This is a genomic window from Flavobacterium sp. SLB02, from assembly GCF_009664855.1.
Taxonomy (GTDB): domain Bacteria; phylum Bacteroidota; class Bacteroidia; order Flavobacteriales; family Flavobacteriaceae; genus Flavobacterium.
Genome location: NZ_CP045928.1, coordinates 696,538 through 720,746, shown reverse-complemented (window position 1 = coordinate 720,746; position 24,209 = coordinate 696,538). Strand labels below are relative to the sequence as shown.

Annotated in this window: 21 protein-coding genes and 1 other RNA gene; 10 read left to right on the top strand and 12 right to left on the bottom strand. The window is 33.7% G+C overall.

Annotated features, from left to right (window positions below):
* Nucleotides 1-229 precede the first annotated feature (229 nt).
* The 3 genes from GIY83_RS03160 (at nucleotide 230) to GIY83_RS03150 (ending at nucleotide 3,619) form a co-directional block, all read left to right on the top strand.
* Entirely contained in the window at nucleotides 230-1,282 is a 1,053-nt protein-coding gene (locus GIY83_RS03160; protein WP_194618867.1) for a sensor histidine kinase, read from the top strand.
* Complete coding sequence (locus GIY83_RS03155) at nucleotides 1,272-1,973, top strand: LytTR family DNA-binding domain-containing protein (RefSeq protein ID WP_089481263.1); 702 nt, start codon at nucleotides 1,272-1,274, stop codon at nucleotides 1,971-1,973. Before GIY83_RS03160 ends, GIY83_RS03155 begins: the two co-directional genes overlap by 11 nt.
* Before the next feature lie 176 nt (nucleotides 1,974-2,149).
* On the top strand, nucleotides 2,150-3,619 hold the full coding sequence (locus GIY83_RS03150; RefSeq protein ID WP_194618871.1) for an MFS transporter: 1,470 nt from the start codon (nucleotides 2,150-2,152) through the stop codon (nucleotides 3,617-3,619).
* A 135-nt stretch (nucleotides 3,620-3,754) separates the two neighbouring features.
* Here the strand turns inward: GIY83_RS03150 and GIY83_RS03145 are convergent, their stop codons facing one another.
* Nucleotides 3,755-4,252, bottom strand: a complete 498-nt coding sequence (locus tag GIY83_RS03145; RefSeq protein WP_208684661.1) for a hypothetical protein — start codon at nucleotides 4,250-4,252, stop codon at nucleotides 3,755-3,757.
* 91 nt (nucleotides 4,253-4,343) lie between these two features.
* Nucleotides 4,344-5,000 (bottom strand): fructose-6-phosphate aldolase, encoded by a 657-nt coding sequence (fsa, locus tag GIY83_RS03140; RefSeq protein ID WP_065449355.1) that lies wholly within the window; start codon nucleotides 4,998-5,000, stop codon nucleotides 4,344-4,346.
* Between the two features lie 313 nt (nucleotides 5,001-5,313).
* On the opposite strand from fsa, the gene GIY83_RS03135 reads away from it, so the two are divergent.
* Nucleotides 5,314-6,621 (top strand): ATP-binding protein, encoded by a 1,308-nt coding sequence (locus GIY83_RS03135; protein WP_208684659.1) that lies wholly within the window; start codon nucleotides 5,314-5,316, stop codon nucleotides 6,619-6,621.
* A gap of 27 nt (nucleotides 6,622-6,648) precedes the next feature.
* Here GIY83_RS03135 and GIY83_RS03130 read toward each other — a convergent pair whose 3' ends face one another.
* Both GIY83_RS03130 and ffs read right to left on the bottom strand, forming a co-directional pair.
* Nucleotides 6,649-7,452: an SDR family oxidoreductase gene (locus GIY83_RS03130; protein WP_208684657.1), complete on the bottom strand. Its 804-nt coding sequence runs from the start codon at nucleotides 7,450-7,452 to the stop codon at nucleotides 6,649-6,651.
* A 278-nt stretch (nucleotides 7,453-7,730) separates the two neighbouring features.
* Nucleotides 7,731-7,828, bottom strand: an RNA gene (gene ffs / locus GIY83_RS03125) — signal recognition particle sRNA small type.
* 88 nt (nucleotides 7,829-7,916) lie between these two features.
* On the opposite strand from ffs, the gene GIY83_RS03120 reads away from it, so the two are divergent.
* On the top strand, nucleotides 7,917-8,975 hold the full coding sequence (locus GIY83_RS03120; RefSeq protein WP_194618888.1) for a glutaminyl-peptide cyclotransferase: 1,059 nt from the start codon (nucleotides 7,917-7,919) through the stop codon (nucleotides 8,973-8,975).
* A gap of 135 nt (nucleotides 8,976-9,110) precedes the next feature.
* Complete coding sequence (hutI, locus tag GIY83_RS03115) at nucleotides 9,111-10,349, top strand: imidazolonepropionase (protein ID WP_194618890.1); 1,239 nt, start codon at nucleotides 9,111-9,113, stop codon at nucleotides 10,347-10,349.
* A gap of 230 nt (nucleotides 10,350-10,579) precedes the next feature.
* Here the strand turns inward: hutI and GIY83_RS03110 are convergent, their stop codons facing one another.
* Nucleotides 10,580-11,458, bottom strand: a complete 879-nt coding sequence (locus GIY83_RS03110) for a hypothetical protein (protein ID WP_194618892.1) — start codon at nucleotides 11,456-11,458, stop codon at nucleotides 10,580-10,582.
* Between the two features lie 99 nt (nucleotides 11,459-11,557).
* Here GIY83_RS03110 and GIY83_RS03105 point away from each other — a divergent pair, with 99 nt between their 5' ends.
* Nucleotides 11,558-12,595, top strand: coding sequence for a formimidoylglutamase (locus tag GIY83_RS03105; protein ID WP_194618894.1), 1,038 nt, complete (start codon nucleotides 11,558-11,560; stop codon nucleotides 12,593-12,595).
* Between the two features lie 133 nt (nucleotides 12,596-12,728).
* A complete protein-coding gene (locus GIY83_RS03100; protein WP_208684655.1) occupies nucleotides 12,729-13,979 on the top strand; it encodes a DEAD/DEAH box helicase in 1,251 nt (416 codons plus the stop codon).
* 131 nt (nucleotides 13,980-14,110) lie between these two features.
* On the opposite strand, the gene GIY83_RS03095 is transcribed toward GIY83_RS03100, so the two are convergent.
* The 3 genes from GIY83_RS03095 to aroC all read right to left on the bottom strand — a co-directional run bounded on the left by GIY83_RS03095 (nucleotide 14,111) and on the right by aroC (nucleotide 18,904).
* Nucleotides 14,111-16,297: a response regulator gene (locus GIY83_RS03095; protein ID WP_208684653.1), complete on the bottom strand. Its 2,187-nt coding sequence runs from the start codon at nucleotides 16,295-16,297 to the stop codon at nucleotides 14,111-14,113.
* A 208-nt stretch (nucleotides 16,298-16,505) separates the two neighbouring features.
* The gene (locus GIY83_RS03090) at nucleotides 16,506-17,792 is read right to left on the bottom strand and encodes a dicarboxylate/amino acid:cation symporter (protein ID WP_194618900.1); all 1,287 of its coding nucleotides are present in this window, start codon (nucleotides 17,790-17,792) and stop codon (nucleotides 16,506-16,508) included.
* Between the two features lie 53 nt (nucleotides 17,793-17,845).
* The gene (gene aroC / locus GIY83_RS03085; protein ID WP_194618908.1) at nucleotides 17,846-18,904 is read right to left on the bottom strand and encodes a chorismate synthase; all 1,059 of its coding nucleotides are present in this window, start codon (nucleotides 18,902-18,904) and stop codon (nucleotides 17,846-17,848) included.
* Nucleotides 18,905-19,092: 188 nt separating this feature from the next.
* Here aroC and GIY83_RS03080 point away from each other — a divergent pair, with 188 nt between their 5' ends.
* Both GIY83_RS03080 and GIY83_RS03075 read left to right on the top strand, forming a co-directional pair.
* Complete coding sequence (locus GIY83_RS03080; protein ID WP_194618910.1) at nucleotides 19,093-19,917, top strand: UDP-2,3-diacylglucosamine diphosphatase; 825 nt, start codon at nucleotides 19,093-19,095, stop codon at nucleotides 19,915-19,917.
* 170 nt (nucleotides 19,918-20,087) lie between these two features.
* Nucleotides 20,088-20,585: a hypothetical protein gene (locus GIY83_RS03075; protein WP_194618912.1), complete on the top strand. Its 498-nt coding sequence runs from the start codon at nucleotides 20,088-20,090 to the stop codon at nucleotides 20,583-20,585.
* Nucleotides 20,586-20,688: 103 nt separating this feature from the next.
* Here GIY83_RS03075 and GIY83_RS03070 read toward each other — a convergent pair whose 3' ends face one another.
* The 4 genes from GIY83_RS03070 to GIY83_RS03055 all read right to left on the bottom strand — a co-directional run bounded on the left by GIY83_RS03070 (nucleotide 20,689) and on the right by GIY83_RS03055 (nucleotide 24,117).
* On the bottom strand, nucleotides 20,689-21,117 hold the full coding sequence (locus GIY83_RS03070; protein ID WP_194618914.1) for a protease complex subunit PrcB family protein: 429 nt from the start codon (nucleotides 21,115-21,117) through the stop codon (nucleotides 20,689-20,691).
* Nucleotides 21,118-21,141: 24 nt separating this feature from the next.
* Complete coding sequence (bshA, locus tag GIY83_RS03065) at nucleotides 21,142-22,278, bottom strand: N-acetyl-alpha-D-glucosaminyl L-malate synthase BshA (RefSeq protein ID WP_194618916.1); 1,137 nt, start codon at nucleotides 22,276-22,278, stop codon at nucleotides 21,142-21,144.
* Between the two features lie 453 nt (nucleotides 22,279-22,731).
* Nucleotides 22,732-23,214, bottom strand: a complete 483-nt coding sequence (locus GIY83_RS03060) for an ABC transporter ATPase (protein WP_194618918.1) — start codon at nucleotides 23,212-23,214, stop codon at nucleotides 22,732-22,734.
* Between the two features lie 111 nt (nucleotides 23,215-23,325).
* Entirely contained in the window at nucleotides 23,326-24,117 is a 792-nt protein-coding gene (locus GIY83_RS03055) for a (Fe-S)-binding protein (protein ID WP_194618920.1), read from the bottom strand.
* Nucleotides 24,118-24,209 lie beyond the last annotated feature (92 nt).

Genomic DNA, 24,209 nt, shown 5'->3' with positions numbered 1-24,209 from the left:
AAATTAACATAAATAAAACATTTTAAACATACAGCACAAAACCTTAAACGAACGACACAAAACAATCAACAATATGTTTTACGAAAACGATATACCACACTAATAATATAAAATATATCTTTTTTTATAAAATTTTATTCAAAAGAATTGCGTTTTACCCAGTAATTGTTTAAAGTTGCACAATATTTCCAGCATACCAAACAACCAAATCTAAATTCCCAAATTAAAGTTGACCGAAATTCAAAAATTAAAATTTGATATTAAGCTTAAAAATCATGTTTGGTTTTGGGGTAGCTATTTCACTCTTAACTTTTTACGATGGGGAGCGTACTTTAATGACTATCCTTATTCGTTTAAATCAAACTTAATTGAGTTCTCACTGCACATTCCCTTAGTCTATTTTAACCTTTTTGTTTTGGTGCCCAAATATGTACTGAAACAAAAATATATTACCTATACCCTCGCATTAATATCAAGCCTTTTTGGAATCTATCTGCTAAAAACAGCTTTGACCTATTATATTATATCGGAAAACATCTGGCCGGAAGCCAATAGAGAGTACCATCCTTTTGATATTAATCATATTCTGGCAGTTTGTATCGGAGAGTTGTACGTTCTGGCTATGGCATCATCTGTTTACCTTACTTTGACATGGCTTCGCGAAAGAGAACGAAACAGGTCTTTAAGAGAAAACCAGTTTAAAATCAAATTAAAATACCTTGAAAATCAAATTCAGCCGCATTTCTTTTTCAATACCTTAAATAATTTATACGCTTTATCATTAGAATCTTCTGATAAAGTTCCGGATGTTATTATAAAACTATCAAATTTGATGGAATATGTTTTATATGATGTAAAAGGAACCAAATTTGTTCCATTAATTAAAGAAATTGATTATATTCAGAATTATATCGAAATCGAGAAGTTACGCTTTGAGAATGTAGAAGTTACAGTCAATCTCGAATCGAATATAGAAGATATTGTTGTACCCCCATTGATATTCATCTCATTGGTCGAAAACGCCTTTAAACACGGAGGAATCAACAACAATAATCTAAAAATTAAGATTAATTGTAAAGTCATCGACAATAAATTGTTAGATTTTGAAATCTTAAATAATTTTGTAAATTCACAAAATCTTAATGCTAAAGGCGGAATTGGTTTAGTCAATACAAAAAAAAGATTAAAATTAATTTACAAAAACAATTTCAGTTTAAAACATACAACGAAGTTAAATTACTATATAATTCGTTTGCAAATACCTATTGATAATGAAGATTAAATGCGTGTTGATTGACGATGAGCCATTGGCTATCAAAGTCCTGCAAAATTATTTTACAAATTTTACAGATTTTGAGGTAATTGGCACATTCAATAATTCTCTGGAAGCGCTCGATTTTATAAACAGTACTACTGTCGATGCCGTATTTCTTGACATCAACATGCCTATGATGACAGGTTTTGAACTCATTAGTTTAATCGAAAATAAAACCAAAGTTATCATCACCACTGCTTTTAGGGAATTTGCTGCAGAAAGCTATGATCTTGATGTTTTAGATTATTTAGTAAAACCTATTCCGTTACCACGTTTTATAAAATGCATTAATAAAATCACCACCGAATACAATTTAAAAAACAATATTAAAGTCGAAACCACAAAAGGCGATTCGCATATTTTTATCAAGGTCGATAAAAAAATGATGAAAATTAATATTGAAGAAATTCTATTTGTCGAAGGAATGAAAGAATACATCAAAGTAGTTACTCCTGATAAAACCTATATTACCCATAAATCACTGACATCTTTGTCAGAAGAATTACCTGCTGATCGCTTTTTGCGCATCCATAAATCTTACGTAATTGCCTTAAATAAGGTAAAATCTATCGAAGGAAACCGTATTCAGATACAATCTTATACCATTCCGATAGGCAGAAACTACAGCAAAGAGGTCAAAAACAAAATTTTAGAATAAACTTTAACATTTAAATTCATTTTCTAAGTCGGTAAAAATTAACACATTGTTGAAAAAATGACGCCGTTGGTTTAAATTTAACATTATTTGTGCCTTTTTATTTTTTTTTGATATACTTAACAAATATATTTACGGTCTTCAAAAAACAATAAAATAAAAAATTAACCTCTTAAATTATGAGTTCAGAAAATGTTCAAACCAAATGGGGACAGTTTATCTCGTTGATAATTGTTTTCTTCTTTTGGGGTTTTGTTGGTTCGGCCAATGATATCCTGATTCCCGTATTCAAAAAAGTATTTACTTTATCTCAGGTTCAATCACAATTAGTAGCCTGGGCATTTTATGCGGCGTACTTTGTAGGATCAATGATTTTCTTTTTAGTATCTTTAAAATTAGACGTTTTACAAAAATTCGGATATAAAAAAACCCTTTCTGCAGGTTTACTTCTTTCAGCAGTTGGATCATTTTTATTCATTCCTGCTGCAACAATGGAAAGTTTTCCATTTTTCTTAACCGCTTTATTTACTGTAGGTTTAGGATTTTCAATCCAGCAAATTGTAGCCAATCCATTGGCCATTAAAATGGGAAGTCCTGCAACAGGAGCGCACCGTTTAACATTAGCCGGAGGTATCAACTCTTTCGGGACAACCATTGGAGCTATCCTTTTAGGAATTGCTTTGTTTGGAATGGGTGACAACAAAAACACTTCACTTTCATTAGAAGATATCAAACTGCCTTTCATCATTTTAGGACTTGCTTTTATTGCAGTGGCCATTTTCATGAACTTCTCTAAAATCGAAGATCCTGCAAAAGAAGAGGAAGAAGTAGTTAAAGTAGCACACGAAAAATTCAACATTTCAGATTATCCACAACTATATTTGGGAATGTTAGGAATCTTTATTTACGTTGGTACTGAGGTAACAATCATTAGTAATTTACCAGCTTTATTGCATACTGCAGAATTCGGTAATGTACTCGAAGATGCCATCGCACCTTTTATTGCCCTTTACTGGGGAAGCTTAATGATTGGTCGCTGGAATGGTGGTGTTAACGTTTTCAACACTTCAAACCTTGTAAATACAGCATTAAAATTCATTGTTCCTGCATTAGCCTTTGGAGTAATTATTGGAGCTAACATTTTTGCTGCACACGATGTTTCTGCATTTTACATTTACCCAATCTGGATTTTATTATTTATAGCCGTAAGTTTTGTAGGTGGTAAAAATGCCGGAAAAACTTTAATGCTTTTCGGAATATCAGGATTATTAATGATGCTTGCCGGATTAGCCTGGCCAGACCCATCAATTGCTAAATTCTTCTTTATCTCAGGAGGTTTATTCCTATCTATCATGTGGCCATCAATCTTCGATTTAGCGATCGCAGGATTAGGTAAAAACACAGGAAAAGCATCTTCGTTCTTAATTATGATGATTTTAGGAGGAGGGGTTATTCCATTAATTCAAGGAAGCATCTGCGATATCGACCTTACAAGCCCTGGAGGAATCTTCGGAATCACCTGGACACACTTCTCTTACATCGTTCCCTTACTTGGTTTTGCCTATTTAGGATTCTACGGTTTCTACTGTCCTAAAATATTAAAAAGACAAGGAATTAACCATGTTGAAGGCGGTGGCGGAGGTCACTAAGACAAATTATAAAAACATAAAAAAAATCCCAAATTCCAATCCACAAAATTGAAATTTGGGATTTTTTTTGCTCTAAAATATCACCCAATAACCTTTGTCCCTTTGAACCTCTGTACCTCTGAACCTTTGCCCCTCCTATTTAGCATTAATAATATTGCTCAGATTCTTTTTAAAAGTACTTTTATTTTGCTCCGATAAGATATAAACAACATCTTTATCAGCATGAACAATAACCTTATCAATATTGGCCTCTAAGAGTGCTTTTGGATCTTTTATTTTCAACGTGCAGGCACCATCAAAAAAACCGTCATCTTCAATGATTTTTTTAGCCTCGATAATCGTTCCGTCACTTAAAACAGCCGAAATAGTCATGGTTTTATTGAGTGTTTTCGAATAAAAACCATCCATTACCAGTAACAATCGGTACGAATTTTTCAATTCCGGACCTTTAAATTCGTGTCGCGTAATATTATAACGCAAGCCTTTTGCAAGCGTCTGAAATTGCAATGAACAATCCAGTTCAAAACTCGCTACATCGCCAGCCTCACTAACCTCTTTTTTTATTTTAGCAGCTTGTGCACTAATCGATAAACCAATAAACAAAAACACAAAAACCAGTACAACTTTTTTCATATGTATTTCTTTTTGAGACACATAAAAGTAAAAAAAAAAACGTCACCCTTTTTACAAGGATGACGATTTTTAACTTATAAAGATCTGATTCTTATTTATTTCCCTTTTCAAAATCAGCTACAAACTGAGCCAATCCAATATCAGTCAACGGGTGTTTCAACAATCCATAAATTGCAGAAAGAGGTCCAGTCATAACATCAGCACCAATTTTAGCACAGTTTACAATATGCATTGTATGACGCACAGAAGCTGCCAAAATTTGAGTCTCGTAACCGTAGTTATCATAAATTTCTCTAATTTCCTGAATTAAATTCAAACCGTCTGTAGAAACATCATCCAAACGACCAATAAAAGGAGAAACATAAGTAGCTCCTGCTTTTGCAGCCAATAAAGCCTGACCTGCAGAAAACACAAGTGTTACATTAGTTTTAATTCCTTTATCCGAAAAATATTTCGCAGCCATTACACCTTCCTTAGTCATAGGTAATTTCACTACGATCTGGTCATGTAATTCAGCTAACTCTTCACCTTCTTTGATCATTCCATCATAATCCAGCGCATTAACTTCAGCACTTACATCACCTTCAACAAGGTTGCAAATATCTACATAATGCTTCAAAATGTTGTTTTTTCCGGTAATTCCTTCTTTTGCCATCAAAGATGGGTTAGTCGTTACACCATCTAAAACACCTAAAGCCTGTGCTTCTTTAATCTGAGCTAAATTAGCTGTGTCAATAAAAAATTTCATAATTATATCTATTTAATTGTGTTCCTGTTTTGGGCGTGTCCCTCCGGGTCGGGCTTTCGGCTTTATCTTTTGTTTCGTTTCACTTCACAAAAGGATACTGCCTCAAACGAAGTTCACTGAACTCTTATTAAAAATAAAAACTAAGTGAAGTAATCCTTCACGCAAAATTCGGTGCAAAATTACAATTTATAATTTCCATAAAATAAAAAAGTAAAAAATAATTCTAAATACCTTAACTATAGTCAAAACACCTTTAGCCGAAAAACTAGTTTTATTTTTGTACTTTTAAAAATTAAAAATCCCTCCCATACAAGTGCTAGAAGATCATTTCAAACAAGATATAATCAATATCGAGAACATATCAATTGTCCCCAATCTACTTAACGTTATTTGCCAGACTACCGGAATGGGTTTTGCAGCAATAGCAAGAGTTACTGAGGATCGATGGATTACCTGCAGCGTTCAGGACAATGTACTTTTTGGCTTAAAACCCGGAGACGAATTAAAAATAAAAACAACAATTTGCGACGAAATCAGGCAAAACCCAAAACCTGTCATAATTGATAATGTAAGTGAAGACAAAGAGTATCACGACCACCATACTCCTGCTATGTACAAATTACAAAGCTACATTTCAGTACCCATTATACGTCAGGACGGCAGTTTCTTTGGTACATTATGCGCCATAGACCCAAAACCAAACAACCTTAAAGAGTTTAAAATCAGTGAAATGTTCAATTTATTTGCTGAACTTATCTCATTTCATCTTGCAGCAATAGAACAAAAACTAGAAAGCAAAAAAATACTCGAAGAAAAAAACCATCTGCTTGAAAAAACTCAAGTCGAAAAAAATGAAGCCGAAAAATTAAACTCAGATTTCAAGAAAAAACTCATCGAGAAAAATCTTTCGCTCGAGAAAATGAACAGCGAACTGGAGGCTTTCAATTACATCTCAAGTCACGATCTTCAGGAGCCTTTGCGTAAAATCCAGCTTTTTACCGACACTATTGAACGCGAAGAAGTCACTAATTTATCCGAAAAAGGCAAAACTGCATTTCATAAAATCAAAACGTCAGCGTACCGAATGCAAAACCTGATCAACGACCTTTTGATTTATTCTAAAACAAAATTTGATGACAGAAAGTTCGAAGTAAAAGACTTAAACAACATAGCCAGCGATGTTATCGAAGATCTTACAGACGAGTTCGAAAACAAAAATGTAGTTTTTGATATACAGAAATTAGGCAAACTCTCTGTAATCGAATTTCAATTCAGACAATTACTTTATAACCTGATTAGCAATTCATTGAAATTCGCCAGTCCTGACCGAGATTTAATCATTACAGTAGCCGCAGAAATTACAAATGGTCAGCTCGACAAGCTTTCGCCGCTTACTAAATATTACAAAATAACCATTTCCGATAATGGTATTGGATTTGACCAATTGTACAACGAAAAAATATTCGGGCTCTTTCAGGCATTGCACACAAAACCTTTAAAAAGCACCGGAATTGGCTTAACAATTGTAAAACGAATCGTAGAAAATCACAACGGATTTATTAAAGCAGAAGGCGTTTTAAATCATGGAGCAAAATTTGATATTTTTATTCCTGTAGAATAACTTCAAATTTCGCTCCCCATTCATTTATTATATTTTATAATGGTTCATTAGCATTTTTTCATACACTTTATCAGGAAGCGCACGTTTTAAAACAATCGAAAACTTCTGCATAAACGCCCCCACTTTATAGTGTACGTTTGGCTTTTTCTGTTGCATGATTTTATACACCGCTTCGGCCATTTCGTTAGGATTACTTCCCGCATCTACATGTTCATTCATCGTTGCAAGATTGTCTCCGTAGACTTTTGCGTAAGCTGAACCCTCTATAACCGGCGCATGATAACGCCCCGAAGCAATATTAGTAGCAAAATCGCCTGGTGCAATGCTTGTAATTTCGATTCCAAATGACTTTACTTCCATACGCAAAGCCTCAGTGATTAACTCTAATGCTCCTTTAGAAGCCGAATAAACACTTCTGTAAGGCAATCCCATATAACCGGCGATCGAAGTAATATTAATAATCAAACCTGATTTTTGCTCGCGCATTTGTGGCAACACCGCTTTCATAACTTCAATTGGTCCAAAAAAGTTGGTTTCAAAATTATTCCTGATTTCCTCTGTCGGAATTTCTTCCAGAGGACCAGTAATTCCAACACCTGCATTATTAATCACCACATCTAACCGACCTGAATTGGCAATGATTTTAGCCACCGCTGATTTTATAGATTCAGCATTACGAACATCCAAAGCCACCAATGGAAAAACTGAATTCAGGACTTTTTCAGGATTTCTGCTCGTTCCGTAGACTACAAAACCTTTTTTTTGCAAAAATTCTCCAATTGATTTTCCAATCCCTGAGGATCCTCCGGTAATTAAAACGACTTTATTCATTTTGAAAAGTTATAAGTTTTGAGTTATAGGTTATGAGAGATTACTATTTTTTTTTACCGCAGACTTCACAAAGCTTTGCGAACTTTGCCTTTTCCCCAAAAAAAAGAATAAAAAAACTTAGCGTTCTTTATAGTTAACTTTTTTTATCCCTCCACAGGTTTTAGGATTACTCCAATAACTTTTAACTTACGAAATACCAAAAATAAAAAAATCCTCCATAAGGAAGACCACTTTTAAATTAATTCTAAAAAAAAATCCCGAAAGATCGGGAATAAAAAAAATGGCAAGCGACCTACATCGCACCGCTCAACCACGTACCCTTGCTATGTTCCCATCCTGGGGGAGTCTGCAGGAGCTGGTCGTGTAGGACTTGCCGGTGCAAATATACAATCTTTTTATATTTTTGCAAGACCTTTGTTGCTATAAAAATATCGTCGTATATTGGCTTATTCAAATTTTAAACTATGAAAAAATATAACTTCCTAACTGTCATTTTATTAGGAATCACATTAATTGGATGTGGAGATAAAAATAAAGGTGAAAATTCTTTATTTAATATCGATGATTCTGCTTTTCCTGCTCATTTTACCCAAAAAGAAGCACTTTCTGTTGGAATTTTGAACCCAAATTCGAAAGAAATCGACAGCATTGTTTACTTTGTTAATGATAAAAAAGTGGGAAGCACAAAAGGAGCTTCAAAATTTAATTTCCCTTTAAAAGATCAAAAATTAGGATACCAATATCTAAAAGCAACTGTTTATTTTGGATCAAACTCTTCTGATGCAACCAAACGAATCGAATTAGTATCTGATGTTGAACCAAAAGCTTTAAAATATAAGATCGTAAATACATATGCTCACGATACCTTATCTTTTACTGAAGGTTTAGAGTTTTACAAAGACACTTTGTACGAAAGTACAGGACAAGAAGGCGCTTCGTACATTAGAAAATACGATTATAAAACAGGAAAAGTTTACAAACAAATTGATCTTGATAAACAATATTTTGGAGAAGGCATTACCTTTATCAACGGCAAATTGTTTCAATTGACCTGGCAAAATAAGAAAGGTTTTATCTATGATGCTAATACTTTAAAACTGGAAAAAACCTTTGCTTACGAAAAAGACATCGAAGGCTGGGGAATGACAAATGATGGAAAATACATTTACCAAACAGATAAAACTGAGAAAATCTGGAAAATGGATCCTGCCACTCAAAAAATGGTAGATTACATCAATGTATATTCAGGAACTTCAAAAATTAAAGCCATTAATGAGTTAGAGTGGATTAATGGAAAAATCTATACCAATGTATGGTTTAAAGATGCTATTGCAGTTGTAAACCCTACATCAGGAGCCGTTGAGGGAATTTTAGACATGTCTGGTTTGAGAAAATTTATGGATGCCAAAATAACCAAAGATGATGTTTTAAACGGAATTGCTTACAATCCTAAAACTAAAACCATTTTTGTAACGGGTAAAAACTGGAGCAAAATGTTTGAAATAACAGTTTCCGAAAATTAAATTCCAAATTTTTAAAATTCCAAATTCCAATAAACACGAATTTCACAGATTTTCACGAATAATTAGTGATAATTTGTAAAATTTGTGTTTTGTTTTTTTTCCATATTAAATAGCATTCCATAATAAATCTATACAATGATTACCCTTATCAAAAACATAAAAGAATTACTTCAGGTTCGCGAAACTGCAATTGATAAAGTTTCGGGGGCTGAAATGGCAGAACTTCCTACTATCAAAAATGCTTTCTTAATTATAAAAGATAATCTTATTGCTGATTTTGGATCAATGGAAAATCTTCCTGAAATCAATGCAGATAAAGTAATTGATGCGACAGGACGAGTTATAATGCCAACCTGGTGTGATAGTCACACCCATATTGTATACGCTGGCAATCGCGAACAGGAATTTGTAGACCGCATTAACGGATTTACTTATGAAGAAATAGCGAATCGTGGCGGTGGAATTCTAAATTCAGCCAAGAAACTCAACGAAACTTCGGAAGAAGAAATCTACGAGCAGTCAAAAATTCGATTAGAAGAAGTAATGAATTTAGGAACTGGGGCAGTGGAAATAAAATCCGGATATGGCTTAACTATCCAAGGCGAACTCAAAATGCTTCGTGTCATTAAAAAACTGGCTGAGAACTATCCAATTGCTATAAAAGCTACTTTTCTTGGTGCACACGCCTTTCCTGTACATTACAAGGATAATAAAGCGGGTTATATCGATGAAATCATCACTAAAATGCTGCCTGAAATTGCTCAAAACAAATTAGCTGATTATGTTGATGTTTTCTGCGAAACAGGTTATTTTTCTGTAGAAGAAACAGAACAAATTATGCAGGCAGGAATAAATTTCGGCTTAAAGCCAAAAATTCACGTTAATCAATTTAATTCTATTGGCGGAATACAAGCCGGAATTAAATTTAAGGCCCTTTCTGTCGATCATCTCGAAATTATGAACCCGGAAGATATCGAAGCTTTAAAAAACACAGAAACAATGCCTGTAGCATTACCATCGTGCTCGTACTTTTTAAGTATTCCCTACACACCAGCAAGAGAAATAATAAAAGCAGGACTTCCATTAGCCTTAGCAACCGATTTTAATCCCGGTTCTACTCCATCTGGAAATATGAATTTTGTGGTGGCTACAGCTTGTATCAAAATGAAAATGACCCCTGAGGAAGCAATCAATGCAGCGACTATAAACGGTGCGTACGCAATGGGAATTTCAAAAACCCACGGAAGCATCACCAAAGGCAAAAAAGCCAATTTGATCCTGACAAAACCTATTTCATCATACTACCAGATTCCATACGCTTTTGGCAGTAATCTAATAGAAAGTGTTTTTATTGAAGGTGAAATTTTAGCTTAAAAATTAAGCCAAAAATCAAGTTTTTATTTTTTAAACCATTAAGATATTAAGAAATTTAAGTTTTACAGCTTAATGAAACTTAATATCTTAATGGTAAAAAAAATTAATGGTTCCATAAGATTTTATTGTTCTTTTTTATTCCAAAAACAATCTTGATCCCATAAAAAAAGGTCTGTGAAACTTCACAGACCTTTAATTTTTAGTGGTATTATTACCTAAGCAACGTTGTATTATCTTAAGTTAAAGCTAGTTTTAGAAACTAATTCATCATTATCAAAAACATTGATAAAATAAGTTCCTTTAGCAAAATCTTTACCTGGTAAGTCTTCACTTACGTTAACTGTTTTGTTTTCATATTTAACAGTAGTTTTAAAACTATAAGTTAAAGTATTATCACCAAAATTTTCTGTTTTCTTATCTCCTAAAACATTGTTTTTAGAATCAATAACTTGTACATAGTACGTTTTATCACCAGATTTAGCGATTTGGTTTTCAGCAACAGTAAAACTAATTTTTAAAACATCAGCACGACTTGCTTTATCAGTTTCAATTTGTTTTCCTGAGCTTCTTAATTTGTAAGCAGCTGTTTTTGTATTCAAAACAGATAATTTAGCTCCTTTTTCAACAGTTTTAGCCAATTCTTCGTTTTGACCTACTAATACTTCGTTATATTTTTTAGACTCACCTAAAACTACAATTGTACTATCTCTCTGAGTTGTTAAAACACCATTTTGTTTTTTCAATTCATCATTTTCAGCAACTAAAGTTTTCATTTTACCTTGCATTGCCTGAACCTGAGATCTAAATTTAGATACATCACCTTTTGATTTATTCAAATCATCCATCAAAGCTACTACTTTGTCTCTTTCCTGAATTAATTCATCAGACATAGAAGTATTTTCAGCGATTGCAGCATCATAAGTTGTTTTTAACTCTTGCAGATCTTTCATAACAGACTCTTTCTCTGTTAAAGTTGTTGTAAGTTCTGTCTTAACCACGTCTGTATCAGACGATAATTTAAAAATATACACTAAGCTACCAATTAGTAGGACTGCTAAAACTGCGATTACCGCTTTTAGACTTGAGTTGTTGTTCTTTGGGTTTTCCATATTTAAAAAAATTTTTCTTTAAAACAAATTTAAGAATTAATATAAGGTTATAACGTAAGTTACTACAATTATATTATTTTTGGAAAATAAATTTTTTTCATGGAGAAATTAGTCCCGTTTACTATTAATGATTTAGCAAAAGTTACAAATCATCGAAGTGGTGAAATAAAATTTGGAGAAAAGATGATTATCATCCCTAAAGGAGTTGATAAAATTACTTTTCTAAAAGAAAGCGAAGCTAAATATGTGCTTCTCGGAATTCCGGAAGATATTGGTGTGCGAGCCAATTACGGCAGGCCCGGAGCAGCATCGGCATGGGAAAGCGCTATAAAAAGTATTGCCAATATACAACACAATCGTTTTTCCAAAGGCAGCCAGATTATTGTCTTAGGACATATTAATGTTGCTGAAGAAATGCGCGAAGTAGAAAATCTGGATTTTAACGATATCGACGACCGTTCAAAATTAAGTCAGTTAGTCGAAAAAGTAGACAAAGAAGTTTCTCATATTATTTTTACAATCATAAAAGCAGGAAAAACGCCAATAATTATAGGCGGAGGTCATAATAATGCTTACGGAAATATAAAAGGTTCGGCTTTAGCCAAAGGAAAACCTATAAATGCCATTAATTTTGATGCCCATTCTGATTTCAGGATTTTGGAAGGCCGTCATAGCGGAAATGGATTTTCTTACGCTTACGAAGAAGGTTTCTTAAAAAAATACTTCATTTTTGGTTTACACGAAAACTATACTTCAAAAAGTGTTTTAGACATTATCAAAAAATTAGAAGACCGCGTTCGTTACAATACTTACGACAGTGTGAATATTCGCAAAGAAAAAGATTTTGACAGGGAGATGGCTTTGGCATTAGAGTTTATCAAAACAGATTCTTTTGGGATCGAAATTGATCTTGACGCGATTCCTAATATTGCCAGCAGTGCCATGACAATCAGCGGATTTTCGGTAGAAGAATTACGTCAGTTTATTTCGTTTTTTGGACAGCACAGAAACGCCACCTATTTGCATATTTGCGAAGGAGCTCCGGATCTGGCCGATTCTCCAAACAATAATTTAATTGGAAAATTAATTGGTTATTTAGTCACTGATTTCATCAAAGCCAACAACGAAAAAGAGTAATTTATTGAAAGATGACTGACTGAAAACGAGTTCATTTGCCAAATAAACCAAGAATCAAATAAACGATTGATCGAATAAAGCTATCTTTGCACAGAATTTTAGTACTTAAAACTAAATTCTTAATACCTAAGATATGTTATTCGAAGATTTATCACTTTCAAAAAGTATACAAAAAGCCGTATTTGAAGAAGGCTACCTAAACCCTACTCCTATTCAGGAACAGTCTATTCCGATTGTTTTGGCAGGAAGGGATTTAATTGGTTGTGCCCAAACCGGTACAGGAAAAACTGCGGCATTTGCAATCCCAATTATACATCAATTACACCGAATTGTAGGCTCATCAAAAAAAGCCAAAGTAATTCGCGCCTTAATAGTTACTCCAACACGTGAATTAGCGGTTCAGATTGGGCAAAGTTTTGATACTTATGCCAAATACACCAACCTGACTCAATTGACGATTTTTGGTGGGGTTTCGCAAAATCCTCAAGTTGATACATTGAAAAACGGAGTTGACATTTTGGTCGCTACGCCAGGAAGATTACTGGATTTACAAAAACAAGGTTTCCTTGATTTAGATCACTTGCACACTTTGGTTTTAGACGAGGCAGATCAAATGCTAGATATGGGCTTTATCAATGATGTAAAGAAGATCGTAAAACTTACTCCAAAAAACCGTCAGACTTTATTGTTTTCTGCAACAATGCCTATTGCTATTCGCGAATTGGCCGAAATGTTTTTACAGGATCCTGCAAAAGTTGAAGTCTCTCCGGTTTCATCTACAGCAGAAAACGTAGAACAACGTGTTTATTTTGTTGAAAAAACAGAAAAAAGAAATTTATTATATCATCTTATAAAAAACGAAGATTTATCGAACGTATTGGTTTTTTCGAGAACCAAACACGGGGCTGATAATGTGGTAAAAGCATTGCGCAAAAAAGATATCCCTGCTGAGGCGATTCACGGAGATAAATCGCAAAATGCAAGACAACGTGTTTTAGATGCCTTTAAAAACAAAGAAGTTGGTGTCCTTGTTGCCACAGATATCGCGGCAAGAGGAATTGATATTGACCAATTGCCTTTTGTAATAAACTTTGACTTACCTAATATCCCTGAAACTTACGTACATCGAATTGGACGTACTGGTCGTGCCGGAAACGGCGGAGTTGCGATTTCGTTTTGCAGCAAAGACGAACATGGTTACTGGAAAGACATTCAGAAATTGATAAAAGTAGACGTAAAAACGATTACGGATCATCCTTATCAATGGCACGCAGGAAGTCCTGAAGAAGCGGCAGAAAAACCTAAAAATTCAAACCGAAGCGGTGGTGCTCACAAATCAAGAAAATCAAACGCTTCTAAGCAAAATAAAAAACGCTGGTACTAGCCCTATGAGCAATTGAACACTAATTTCATAAATGATATTAATACCTAATAGCCCGTGTAATTAATTCCACAAACTAATCTGTGTTAATCAGTGAAATTAGTGTTTTCTTTTTTTTATTCTTATACACCTTACTAACTATGGCTTTTAGCTTCGTGTATTAAGTAACTTATAATCTTAAAGAGCTTAACGGGCTCAAAAGGCTTGATAATTATATCATTCATTCCCGACGAAATTGCCTCATCTGTTATTTCATCTTTATCAAAAGCAGTCAATGCTACAATAGGCGTTTTTATACCTTTTAAGCGAATTCTTTTAGTCGTTTCAAAACCATTCATCAAAGGCATATTGATATCCATTAAAATAAGATCAAAATCTTCTTTTTTTAGTATTTCCAAAGCTCCAAAACCGTCGTCTACTACTTTACAGATATAATTATTCTTTTCGATAATCTTCTTTGTAACGAGCTGGTTGATCAGATTATCTTCGACAATCAGTATTTTATAAACATCACTTGAAGTCAGATCTACCTCGATTTCATCGATAATATTTTTAGTCTTTTGCGGATCATGTTCAAAAGGAATTACAAAGGTAAATGACGTTCCTTCGCCAATAGTACTTTTTAAACTAATAGTACTTCCAAAAAGTCCCAACAATCGTTTTACAATACTCAGTCCTAATCCTGTTCCTTGGTAATCTTCATCTTTTCGGCCTACCTGAACAAATTTTTCAAAGATTTTACCCTGATCTACAATTGCAATTCCAACACCATTATCTTTAATTAAAAAATCAAGAAAGTACATTTTTCCCTGTATATCTTTGAGTTTTACGATAATTTCAACTTCTCCGTCTTTGGTAAACTTTAATGCATTACTCACTAAATTCATCAAAATTTGGGCAAGTCTTAATTTATCTCCAATCAAATATTCCGGAATATTAGAATCTATAGAGACAGAAATCTTATTATTTTTTTTTTGAGATAAGAAAGAAAGAGAATTTTTGATCATTGTAATTTCATCAGAAATGTTAAATGTCAAATTCTCTAATACCACTTTATTTTCTTCGATTTTATTAATTTGAAGAATGTCGTTGACCAATGACAATAAATATCGGGCCGAAAATTTCAGGGAACTCAAATGCTGGCTTCTTGATAATTCTTTATGTTCTTCAAGCAGCATATTAGTAATCCCTACTACACCATATAAGGGAGTACGCAATTCATGACTTATAGTCGAAATAAATTGAGTTTTGAGCAAAGAGGCTTCCTCGGCAATTTCTTTAGCTTTTAAAAGCTCTAAATTGTGTTTTTTCTTAAACCTTATATTTTTGATCAGCGTAATGATCAGAAAAAAAAGTATGAGAGAAATCAGGACAAACAAAATGACAATAATCCTCGATTTTTTCAGACTCTGATATTGCGAATCTTTTTCATTTTCGATTTTATCAATTTGTCTTTTGTATTCATCTAACTCAAGATTAAAACCGGCAATAGACGCCCGCTTGAGTTTTTCTTTATTCGTCATTTCATCTCTGATTGTACTGTAGGCGAGCATATTTTTATACGCATGCTCAAATTTACGAATCTTATTCAAAAACTTCGAATACTCCAAATAGGCATATAACAAATCTGTTTTTTCATTTATAGACTCTCCATAAGAAATAGCTTTCAGGAAATATTTATTTGCCTTAGCATTATCGTTTTCATTTGACCAATACATTCCGTTTAAAAAATTCAGCGCAACATCATTTGATTTTCCTTTTAAATCATTCTGGTTTTTATTAATGTAGTCTAGGTAAGGTAACCCTTTGGCATAGTTTCCTATCTTAAAATACGACCAAACGATATTAAGGTTTGTTATGGCAACTTCTTCAGCATATTTAGCATGGTCACCAAATTTTAGCGATTCTTTATAATAAGCAATTCCATCACTATACATTTTCTTTTCAAAAAAACATAAGTTCCCTAGATTACTAGTAATCATCATTCGTAAACTTACAATATTAGATCTTTTAGCATAGGATAAAGCTTTATGGTAAAAAAAATCTGCTTTATCTACTTCACCCAACTCGTGAAAGTTAATGGCTATTATATTGTAATTTCGGGAAATTAAGGTGTCATTTTTTATATTAAAGGCATGTTGTAAGGCTATACCGGATTTCTCTAATGACTTTTCGTAATTAGTCTCGTCTAAATAATCACAGGCTTGTTGCGTTAAATCTTTAACTTTTTCATTTGATGCAATACCAGTCTGGGCAAAGAGCTCAGGACAAAATAAATTTAGAAATACAAAAAATAAAAAATAAAACCTGTAATAAGACATAATTGGGCAAATGTTTATTCAAATATACATTATTATAACTTCAAAATAGCAGTATGTTTTTCATAATGAAAGTAATACTAATCAATATTGTTTATCACTATTTCTTTTTGATTCTTAACAATTACAAAATAGCTCCAAATAAAAAACCGTAATGAAAATTATCATTACGGTTTTTTTTATTTAAAAAGTATAAAACTATTTTTATAAACTAAACTTCTTCAAGTCCTTCTATGTTATCTTCCTTATCAGCTTCCCACTGACCCACAACCGAAGTTGCTAAAGCGTTTCCTAAAACATTCGTAGCACTTCTAAACATGTCACAAAAGTGATCAATTGGCAAAATTAAGGCAATTCCCTCAACTGGAATTTTAAACATTCCGCAAGTAGCCGCAACAATAACCAAACTGGCCCTTGGCACACCCGCAATACCTTTACTGGTTAACATTAAAACCAAAAGCATAGCCATTTGCGTTCCTAAATCTAAATGAACGCCATAAAACTGAGCAATAAAGATACTGGCAAAAGTCATGTACATCATACTTCCATCCAGGTTAAACGAATATCCAAGCGGTAACATAAAGGCAACGATTTTATCCTTTACACCAAATTGTTCCAGTTCTTCTGTCAATTTAGGAAAAACAGCTTCACTACTGGTTGTTCCAAAAGCAATAGCCAGCGGCCCAACAATACGTCGTAATAATTCGGTCATTCTTCTTTTCAGGAAAATATAACCTACAGCAATCAGAACTACCCATAGTGTACTGATTCCGACTAAAAATGATCCGAAAAATTTAAAATAAGTAATGATTAACTCTTCTGCATCTCGAATAGCAAAAACTCCTGCAATGGCTCCAAATACTCCAATTGGAGCAAAGTTCATTACATAATTCACCATTTTTAAAACAATGTGAGACGCTTTATCAAAAGCATTTATAATTGGTTTTACCGTACTTCCTAATGAAGCTGCCGCCAATCCAAAAAAGATAGAGAATATCACAATTTGTAAAATCTCATTGGTTGCCAATGCTTCAAAAAGGCTTTTAGGAACAATGTGTTCTACAAAATTCTCAACAGATAATATTTTTGTTTTTGCTGTAACCTCAGAAGCTGCAGCCATATCTACGTGATCTAATTTTAAACCTACTCCAGGCTCTAAAAGATTTACATAAAATAATCCAATTAGCAAGGATACAAAAGATGCTGTAAAAAACCATCCAAGAGCTTTTCCTCCCACTCTTCCAACTGTTTTTATATCGCCCAATTTAGCAATTCCAACTACTAAGGTCGTAAAAACCAAAGGAGCAATAATCATTTGCACTAATCTAATGAAGATCGTGGCAAGCATTTTTATTTTATTGCTAAAAGACAGTGCAGCTTCCTGCGAAATCGAATTATGGATCACAATTCCTAAAGCTGCTCCAAGCACCATTGCAATTACTATTTGCCCTGTTAGTCCTTTAAGAAATGATTTTTTTTTAGTTTCTGTTACTTGCATTAATTTGTTTTATTTAGAATTAAATATTAAGACCCTCACTGCCTTAATTTTTATTAATATGTTTTGTTGATTAAATAAAAATCAGCCAAAACAATTGCTGCCATAGCCTCAACAATAGGCACAGCACGTGGTACAACACACGGATCATGACGACCTTTACCCGTCATTGGTGTGATATTTCCTTTATTATCTAATGAATCCTGGGTTTGCATGATAGTGGCAACAGGTTTAAAAGCTACTCTAAAGTAGATATCCATTCCGTTGCTGATTCCGCCCTGAATTCCTCCTGAAAGATTTGTTTTTGTCGTTCCGTCAGGATTGTATAAATCGTTATGTTCGCTTCCTTTCATTTCAGAACCTGAAAATCCGCTTCCGTATTCAAAACCTTTCACGGCATTGATAGAAAGCATTGCTTTTCCTAATTCGGCATGTAATTTATCAAAAACCGGCTCACCTAAACCAACCGGAACGTTTTTAATCACACACGAAACAACACCACCTACAGTATCTCCCTGCTTGCGGATATCGCGAATGTATTCTTCCATAATTGCTGCCGATTTTTCATCCGGACAACGAACAGGGTTACTTTCTATTTTAGAAAAATCTAAATCCTGATAAGGCGTATCTAAATGAATTGGCCCAACAGACGAAACATAAGCATTAATTTTAATTTCCGGTAACATTTGCTTTGCAATTGCCCCTGCCACTACTCTGCTTGCGGTTTCACGAGCAGAACTCCTTCCGCCTCCGCGATAATCACGAAAACCATATTTCTGGTCGTATACATAATCAGCGTGACTTGGTCTGTAATTGTCTTTTATATGAGAGTAATCATCAGATTTTTGATTGGTATTGGGGATAATAAAACCAATTGGCGTTCCCGTAGTTTTACCTTCAAAAATACCAGATAAAAACTGCACTGCATCGGGTTCTTTTCGTTGTGTTACAATTGCTGATTGTCCTGGTTTTCTTCTGGACATTTCAAGTTCAATTGCTTCTAAATCAAGTTCAATTCCTGATGGACAACCATCAATAATTCCACCTAAAGCTTCACCATGAGATTCTCCAAATGTTGTAACTTTATATAGGGTGCCGTAGCTATTTCCTGCCATTGTAATTTGTTTTGAGCAAATGTAAGTTTTATGAATTAAATTAAAAAATTTAAAATTAGTATTATTAACTAAAGGTTAAGGAGTTTAAAAATCACAATTTATTAAAATTGTGGCCAAATTGATAACCTTTTGATAAAATATCTCTGCTAGGAGTTTCTTTTATTTGTTAAACTTCAAAAAAAGAAAAATTGAAAAAACGAAATGTCGAATTGGTCATTCTTTCAGATGTCCATTTGGGAACTTACGGAAGTCACGCTAAAGAACTAAACAACTACCTATCAAGCATTAAGCCCAAAACATTAGTCTTAAACGGCGATATAATTGACGCCTGGCAGTTTCGAAAATCATACTTCCCTAAAGCACATTTAAGGGTCATTCAACGCATAATCGGGATGGCATCTAAGGGCACAAAAGTGTATTACATCACTGGAAATCACGATGAAATTCTTCGAAAATTCAGCGATATGAACATGGGAAATTTTTCACTGGTTGATAAACTGGTTTTAGAATTAGACGATAAAAAAGCCTGGATTTTTCACGGAGATGTTTTTGACGCTTCTGTTCAGCACTCAAAATGGATCGCAAAACTAGGCGGATTAGGATATGATTATCTAATTTTGAGCAATCGATTTGCCAACTGGTGTTTGGCAAAATTAGGCCGCGAACCGTATTCTTTTTCTAAAAAAATAAAAGCAAGTGTAAAAAAGGCTGTCAAATTCATTTCAGATTTCGAAACTACCGCTACAGATTTAGCCATCGAAAAAAAATACGATTATGTAATTTGCGGACATATACATGAACCAAAAATCATAACTAAAGAAAACAAACACGGATCTACCTTATATTTAAATTCCGGCGATTGGGTCGAAAATCTAACTGCGCTAGAATACCACAAAAAGCGTTGGAAATTATACTCTTATACTGAAAGTAATTTTACAGAAGAAGAAAATCTTTTCGAGATGGAAGACATTTTAAGCTCCCAATTAATTTCCTCGATCATCCTTAAAAAATAATCCTAAAACTGCTTCAAAAGTCCAAATCACGCATTATAACTGACACCGAAGCCTTTAACAAAATGAAATTAAAATTCAAAAATGTGAATTATATAACAATTTTCAAAAATATTATACGTTTCTACTCAACACGTAACTGTACATTTGAAAAAAATTAAATAACCATTTTTATGAAAAAAATCATTTTATCTGCCTTTATGCTATTAGGAATAGCATTCACAGCTCAATCACAAGAAATTTCAAAACACGCTTTAGGAGTACGTTTAGGAGATAACAACGGATTTGGTGGCGAGGTATCATATCAATTAGGCTTAAGCCAAAAAAACAGACTTGAATTTGATTTAGGTTTTAGAAACAGCAGTAATGTAGACGCCATTAAAGGAGTTGCTCTTTACCAATGGGTTTGGAACATCGACGGAGGTTTTAACTGGTACGCTGGTGTTGGTGGTGGTATTGCTGCATGGGATCACGATTACTACAACAACAATTTTAAGTATAACGACAGCGGAACATACGTATTTGCAGCTGGAGATATCGGTATAGAATACAGATTTAGCGAAGCACCTATTACACTTTCATTAGATGCAAGACCAGAAATTGGTTCTGGATACTATGATGATGACAATTTTGGATTCGATGTAGGTTTAGGAGTTAAATTTAGATTCTAAATTAAAACTAAAAAATAATTGTAAAAAGAAATCCTGTCGTTGAAAAGCGACAGGATTTTTTTGTTTTCATTAGGCTCAGCATTGAATTTAACCTAAAGAATGCTTATTTAATAATAATCTCTTTTTTCGAATGCACTTTTACCACCGTATAAGGATAGGTAATCACCTGCATCACCATCGCATCCGGAGCTGGACTTACTTCTTTTATCGTAATGATAATATTCTTATCGGTTTCTTCCACTTTTTCAACGCCAATAGAGTATCCGCCGGTATTTTTCTCCCCCATGTTCAGGATAACATAATTCGAATTACTAATATCGTCATGTTTCATTTTATCTTTTAAAAGCGGGTCATTTTCCAACATTTTGATTTCATTAGGTTCAGTCAAAATTTCAAAAAACTTAATATTCCCACCACCGTCAGATTGTTCCGTCAAAACCTCATACAAAACTTTCGAACCTGAATCTGCTGTTTTTTTTGCTCCGCAAGAAATCAAAACAAAAATTATTAAAACCGAAATTACTTTTTTCATTTACGAGTATTTTTAAATTATGTTCTATTCTTTATAATCGTCTATTGCTTTTTGATACAAAGCTTCATACTTAGGCAATATATTTTTGATATCGAATTTCTTCGCTACTTCCAGCGCATTTGCTTTAAATTCATTCAGCGTTTTATCATCTTTAAGAATCTTAATTGCATTTGCAGCCATTTCTTCGACATTCCCAACATCACTCAAATATCCCGAAATACCATCAAAATTAACCTCCGGCAAACCTCCCGAGTTACTCGAAATTACCGGAACCCCGCAAGCCATTGCTTCTAAAGCTGCCAAACCAAAACTTTCTGTTTCTGACGGAAGCAGGAACAAATCAGTAAGACATAAAATTTTATCAATTTCATTACTGTTTCCAAAGAAAATTACCTTGTCGTAAATTCCCAGTTCCATACATAAAATTTCCGCTTTTTCTTTCTCAGGACCATCACCCACCATCATCAATTTAGCTGGCATTTCTTTCTGGATATTATAGAAAATCTTAATAATATCCGGAATACGTTTTACCTTTCTAAAGTTACTGATATGCGTTATGATACGCTCATTTTCCTTGGCCATTACATAACGGTGACAAGGCTGCTGCGGATCTTTTCTCACCTTATCCAGCTCAATAAAATTAGGAATTACCTTGATTTTATTCTTGATTTTAAAGAGTTTCAAAGTATCATCTTTCAGACTCTGCGAAACAGAAGTAACATAATCAGATTTATTGATACTAAAGGTCACTGCGGGTTTATAAAAAGGGTGATTTCCAACAAGAGTAATATCAGTTCCGTGAAGCGTTGTAATCATTGGCAGATTAATGCCTTCATTCTTCAGCATTTGCTTGGCCATATAGCCCGCATAAGCGTGAGGAATAGCATAATGCACGTGCAAGACTTCAATCTTATATAATTTCACCATATCAACCAATTTGCTTGACAAAGCCAATTCATAAGGCTGATAATGAAAAAGAGGATATTCAGGAACGTTTACTTCGTGATAATGAACATTAGGATTCAAAAGTGCCAGCCTAACCGGCTGACTATAAGTAATAAAATGGATTTCGTGTCCGCGTCTGGCTAATTCAAGACCCAATTCTGTAGCAACTACGCCACTACCGCCAAATGTCGGATAACAAACTATAGCTATTTTCATGTATTAAATTTAATACTACGAAAGTACTCAAAAATAGCATTTAATCGAAGATTTAGATTGTTAGATTTTTGTGAAGATTAAATGTACCAGAGTATTAGATCGTTAGATATTTAAAACAATTACTCTAACATTATCTCTGTCAGTCTGAGCGATCCATAGGCTTCACAAGAAGAACTTTACACTCATAATTCATAACTAATAATTCATAATTTAAATAAGAAGCAAAAAATCACTTTTCCAAAATAACCATCTGTCCCGCTGTCCGTTATATCTTTTCTGCCCAACAACGGCAAAAAAGGATATCACTCCCATCGGGGCTAAATTAGAGGCTTTTATTTTTGTAAGATCCACAGAGTTAAACCCAGCATGTTTACTCGTAAATGTGATATTCTTAAAACAAAAAAAGGCATAAAATCTAAATTTCATGCCTTTTTTTTTTATTATAAATTCTTCTTAGAAAAATCTGCTATGCCAGCTATCGGCAGCAGGAACTTCCCACGATTCGTTGTATTCTTCGATATTGTTTACAAGGTTATTAAAGACAATCGTATTCTCAGATACCGATTTATCTTTCACCATTTTCTTGAAATCAATTAATGGTTTATGAGCTATGTGTTCACCAAGTTTAAAAGTAACGTTCATCTTATCAAGCAAATCAACGTGGTATTTTTTCTCTAAACTTTGGATAAACTCCACTGAACTATCTATAGAACATCCTGTAGCTGCCTGCACATCCTGATTTACAGCCAAAATAATGAATCGGTTGTATTTTAGTTGGTATGAAGCCTCTAAACTTGTTCCGTGAGCTGCCCAGCCTTCTACGAAAGCTTTCAGGTCAGTTTCTATTTCAGAAAATTCTTCCTCAGAAAACTTTCTGTTTGATTGGTAAATCCAAATTCTGGATTCACCAGGTAAATTTTCAAAAGGTATATACATTTTTAAATTTTAGATTTTAGATTATTGGATTTGAAAAGTTTCAAGTTTAAAATTTCAGGTTTCCAGCAAAAAAACTTAGCAGCTTAGTATCCCAGAACCTTAGCCACTTTTTTACAAATCTTGCGCATTAGCAATTAACTCCGCAATATCCATTACTTTTACTTGTCCTTCTTTTTCCTGATGTTTAATACCATCAGTTAACATTGTATTGCAAAACGGACAACCTGCTGCAATAATATCCGGTTTTACTTCCAGAGCATCTTCTGTACGTAATACGTTTACTTCTTTGTTTCCTGGTTCAGCATCTTTAAACATTTGTGCTCCACCCGCTCCGCAACATAAACCATTCGCTTTAGAACGTTTCATTTCGACCAGCTCTACATCAAGTTTTTCAATTAAATCCCTTGGTGCTTCATAAACTTTATTGGCCCTTCCTAAATAACAAGGATCGTGGAAAGTGATTTTTTTCCCTTTAAACTGACCTCCTTCAACAGTTAATCTTCCCTCATCCATTAACGACTTTAAAAACTCCGTATGATGCACTACATCATATTGACCTCCTAATTCAGGATATTCATTTTTTAAAGTATTAAAACAATGCGGACAAGCCGTAACAATTTTTTTAGCTTCATAAGCATTCAGAACCTCGATATTCATCATGGCCTGCATCTGAAACAAAAATTCATTTCCGGCGCGTTTTGCAGGATCTCCGGTACAACTCTCCTCAGTACCCAAAACCGCAAAAGAAACATTAGTACGATTTAAGATTCGTACAAATGCCTTTGTAATTTTTTTTGCTCTATCATCAAAACTTCCCGCACAACCCACCCAAAACAAAACTTCTGGTTGTTTTCCTTCGGCCAGCATTTCTGCCATTGTTGGTACTACTAAACTTTCTGACATCTTCTTATTTTATTAAATCGGTAATTGGATTAATCTCTCGTCTGAATAAACCTTTTCCTTAAAATTAAAACCGAAATTTATTTTATTAGTCG

Coding starts and splice junctions, on each gene's coding strand:
- GIY83_RS03130 (WP_208684657.1), bottom strand. CDS start 7,452: ATGAATAAAGTCGTTTTAATTACCGGAGGATCCTCAGGGATTGGAAAA.
- GIY83_RS03155 (WP_089481263.1), top strand. CDS start 1,272: ATGAAGATTAAATGCGTGTTGATTGACGATGAGCCATTGGCTATCAAA.
- GIY83_RS03060 (WP_194618918.1), bottom strand. CDS start 23,214: ATGTATATACCTTTTGAAAATTTACCTGGTGAATCCAGAATTTGGATT.
- fsa (WP_065449355.1), bottom strand. CDS start 5,000: ATGAAATTTTTTATTGACACAGCTAATTTAGCTCAGATTAAAGAAGCA.
- GIY83_RS03070 (WP_194618914.1), bottom strand. CDS start 21,117: ATGAAAAAAGTAATTTCGGTTTTAATAATTTTTGTTTTGATTTCTTGC.
- bshA (WP_194618916.1), bottom strand. CDS start 22,278: ATGAAAATAGCTATAGTTTGTTATCCGACATTTGGCGGTAGTGGCGTA.
- GIY83_RS03110 (WP_194618892.1), bottom strand. CDS start 11,458: ATGGAAAACCCAAAGAACAACAACTCAAGTCTAAAAGCGGTAATCGCA.
- GIY83_RS03105 (WP_194618894.1), top strand. CDS start 11,558: ATGGAGAAATTAGTCCCGTTTACTATTAATGATTTAGCAAAAGTTACA.
- GIY83_RS03090 (WP_194618900.1), bottom strand. CDS start 17,792: ATGCAAGTAACAGAAACTAAAAAAAAATCATTTCTTAAAGGACTAACA.
- GIY83_RS03145 (WP_208684661.1), bottom strand. CDS start 4,252: ATGAAAAAAGTTGTACTGGTTTTTGTGTTTTTGTTTATTGGTTTATCG.
- GIY83_RS03055 (WP_194618920.1), bottom strand. CDS start 24,117: ATGTCAGAAAGTTTAGTAGTACCAACAATGGCAGAAATGCTGGCCGAA.
- GIY83_RS03150 (WP_194618871.1), top strand. CDS start 2,150: ATGAGTTCAGAAAATGTTCAAACCAAATGGGGACAGTTTATCTCGTTG.
- aroC (WP_194618908.1), bottom strand. CDS start 18,904: ATGGCAGGAAATAGCTACGGCACCCTATATAAAGTTACAACATTTGGA.
- GIY83_RS03075 (WP_194618912.1), top strand. CDS start 20,088: ATGAAAAAAATCATTTTATCTGCCTTTATGCTATTAGGAATAGCATTC.
- GIY83_RS03100 (WP_208684655.1), top strand. CDS start 12,729: ATGTTATTCGAAGATTTATCACTTTCAAAAAGTATACAAAAAGCCGTA.
- GIY83_RS03095 (WP_208684653.1), bottom strand. CDS start 16,297: ATGTCTTATTACAGGTTTTATTTTTTATTTTTTGTATTTCTAAATTTA.
- GIY83_RS03120 (WP_194618888.1), top strand. CDS start 7,917: ATGAAAAAATATAACTTCCTAACTGTCATTTTATTAGGAATCACATTA.
- hutI (WP_194618890.1), top strand. CDS start 9,111: ATGATTACCCTTATCAAAAACATAAAAGAATTACTTCAGGTTCGCGAA.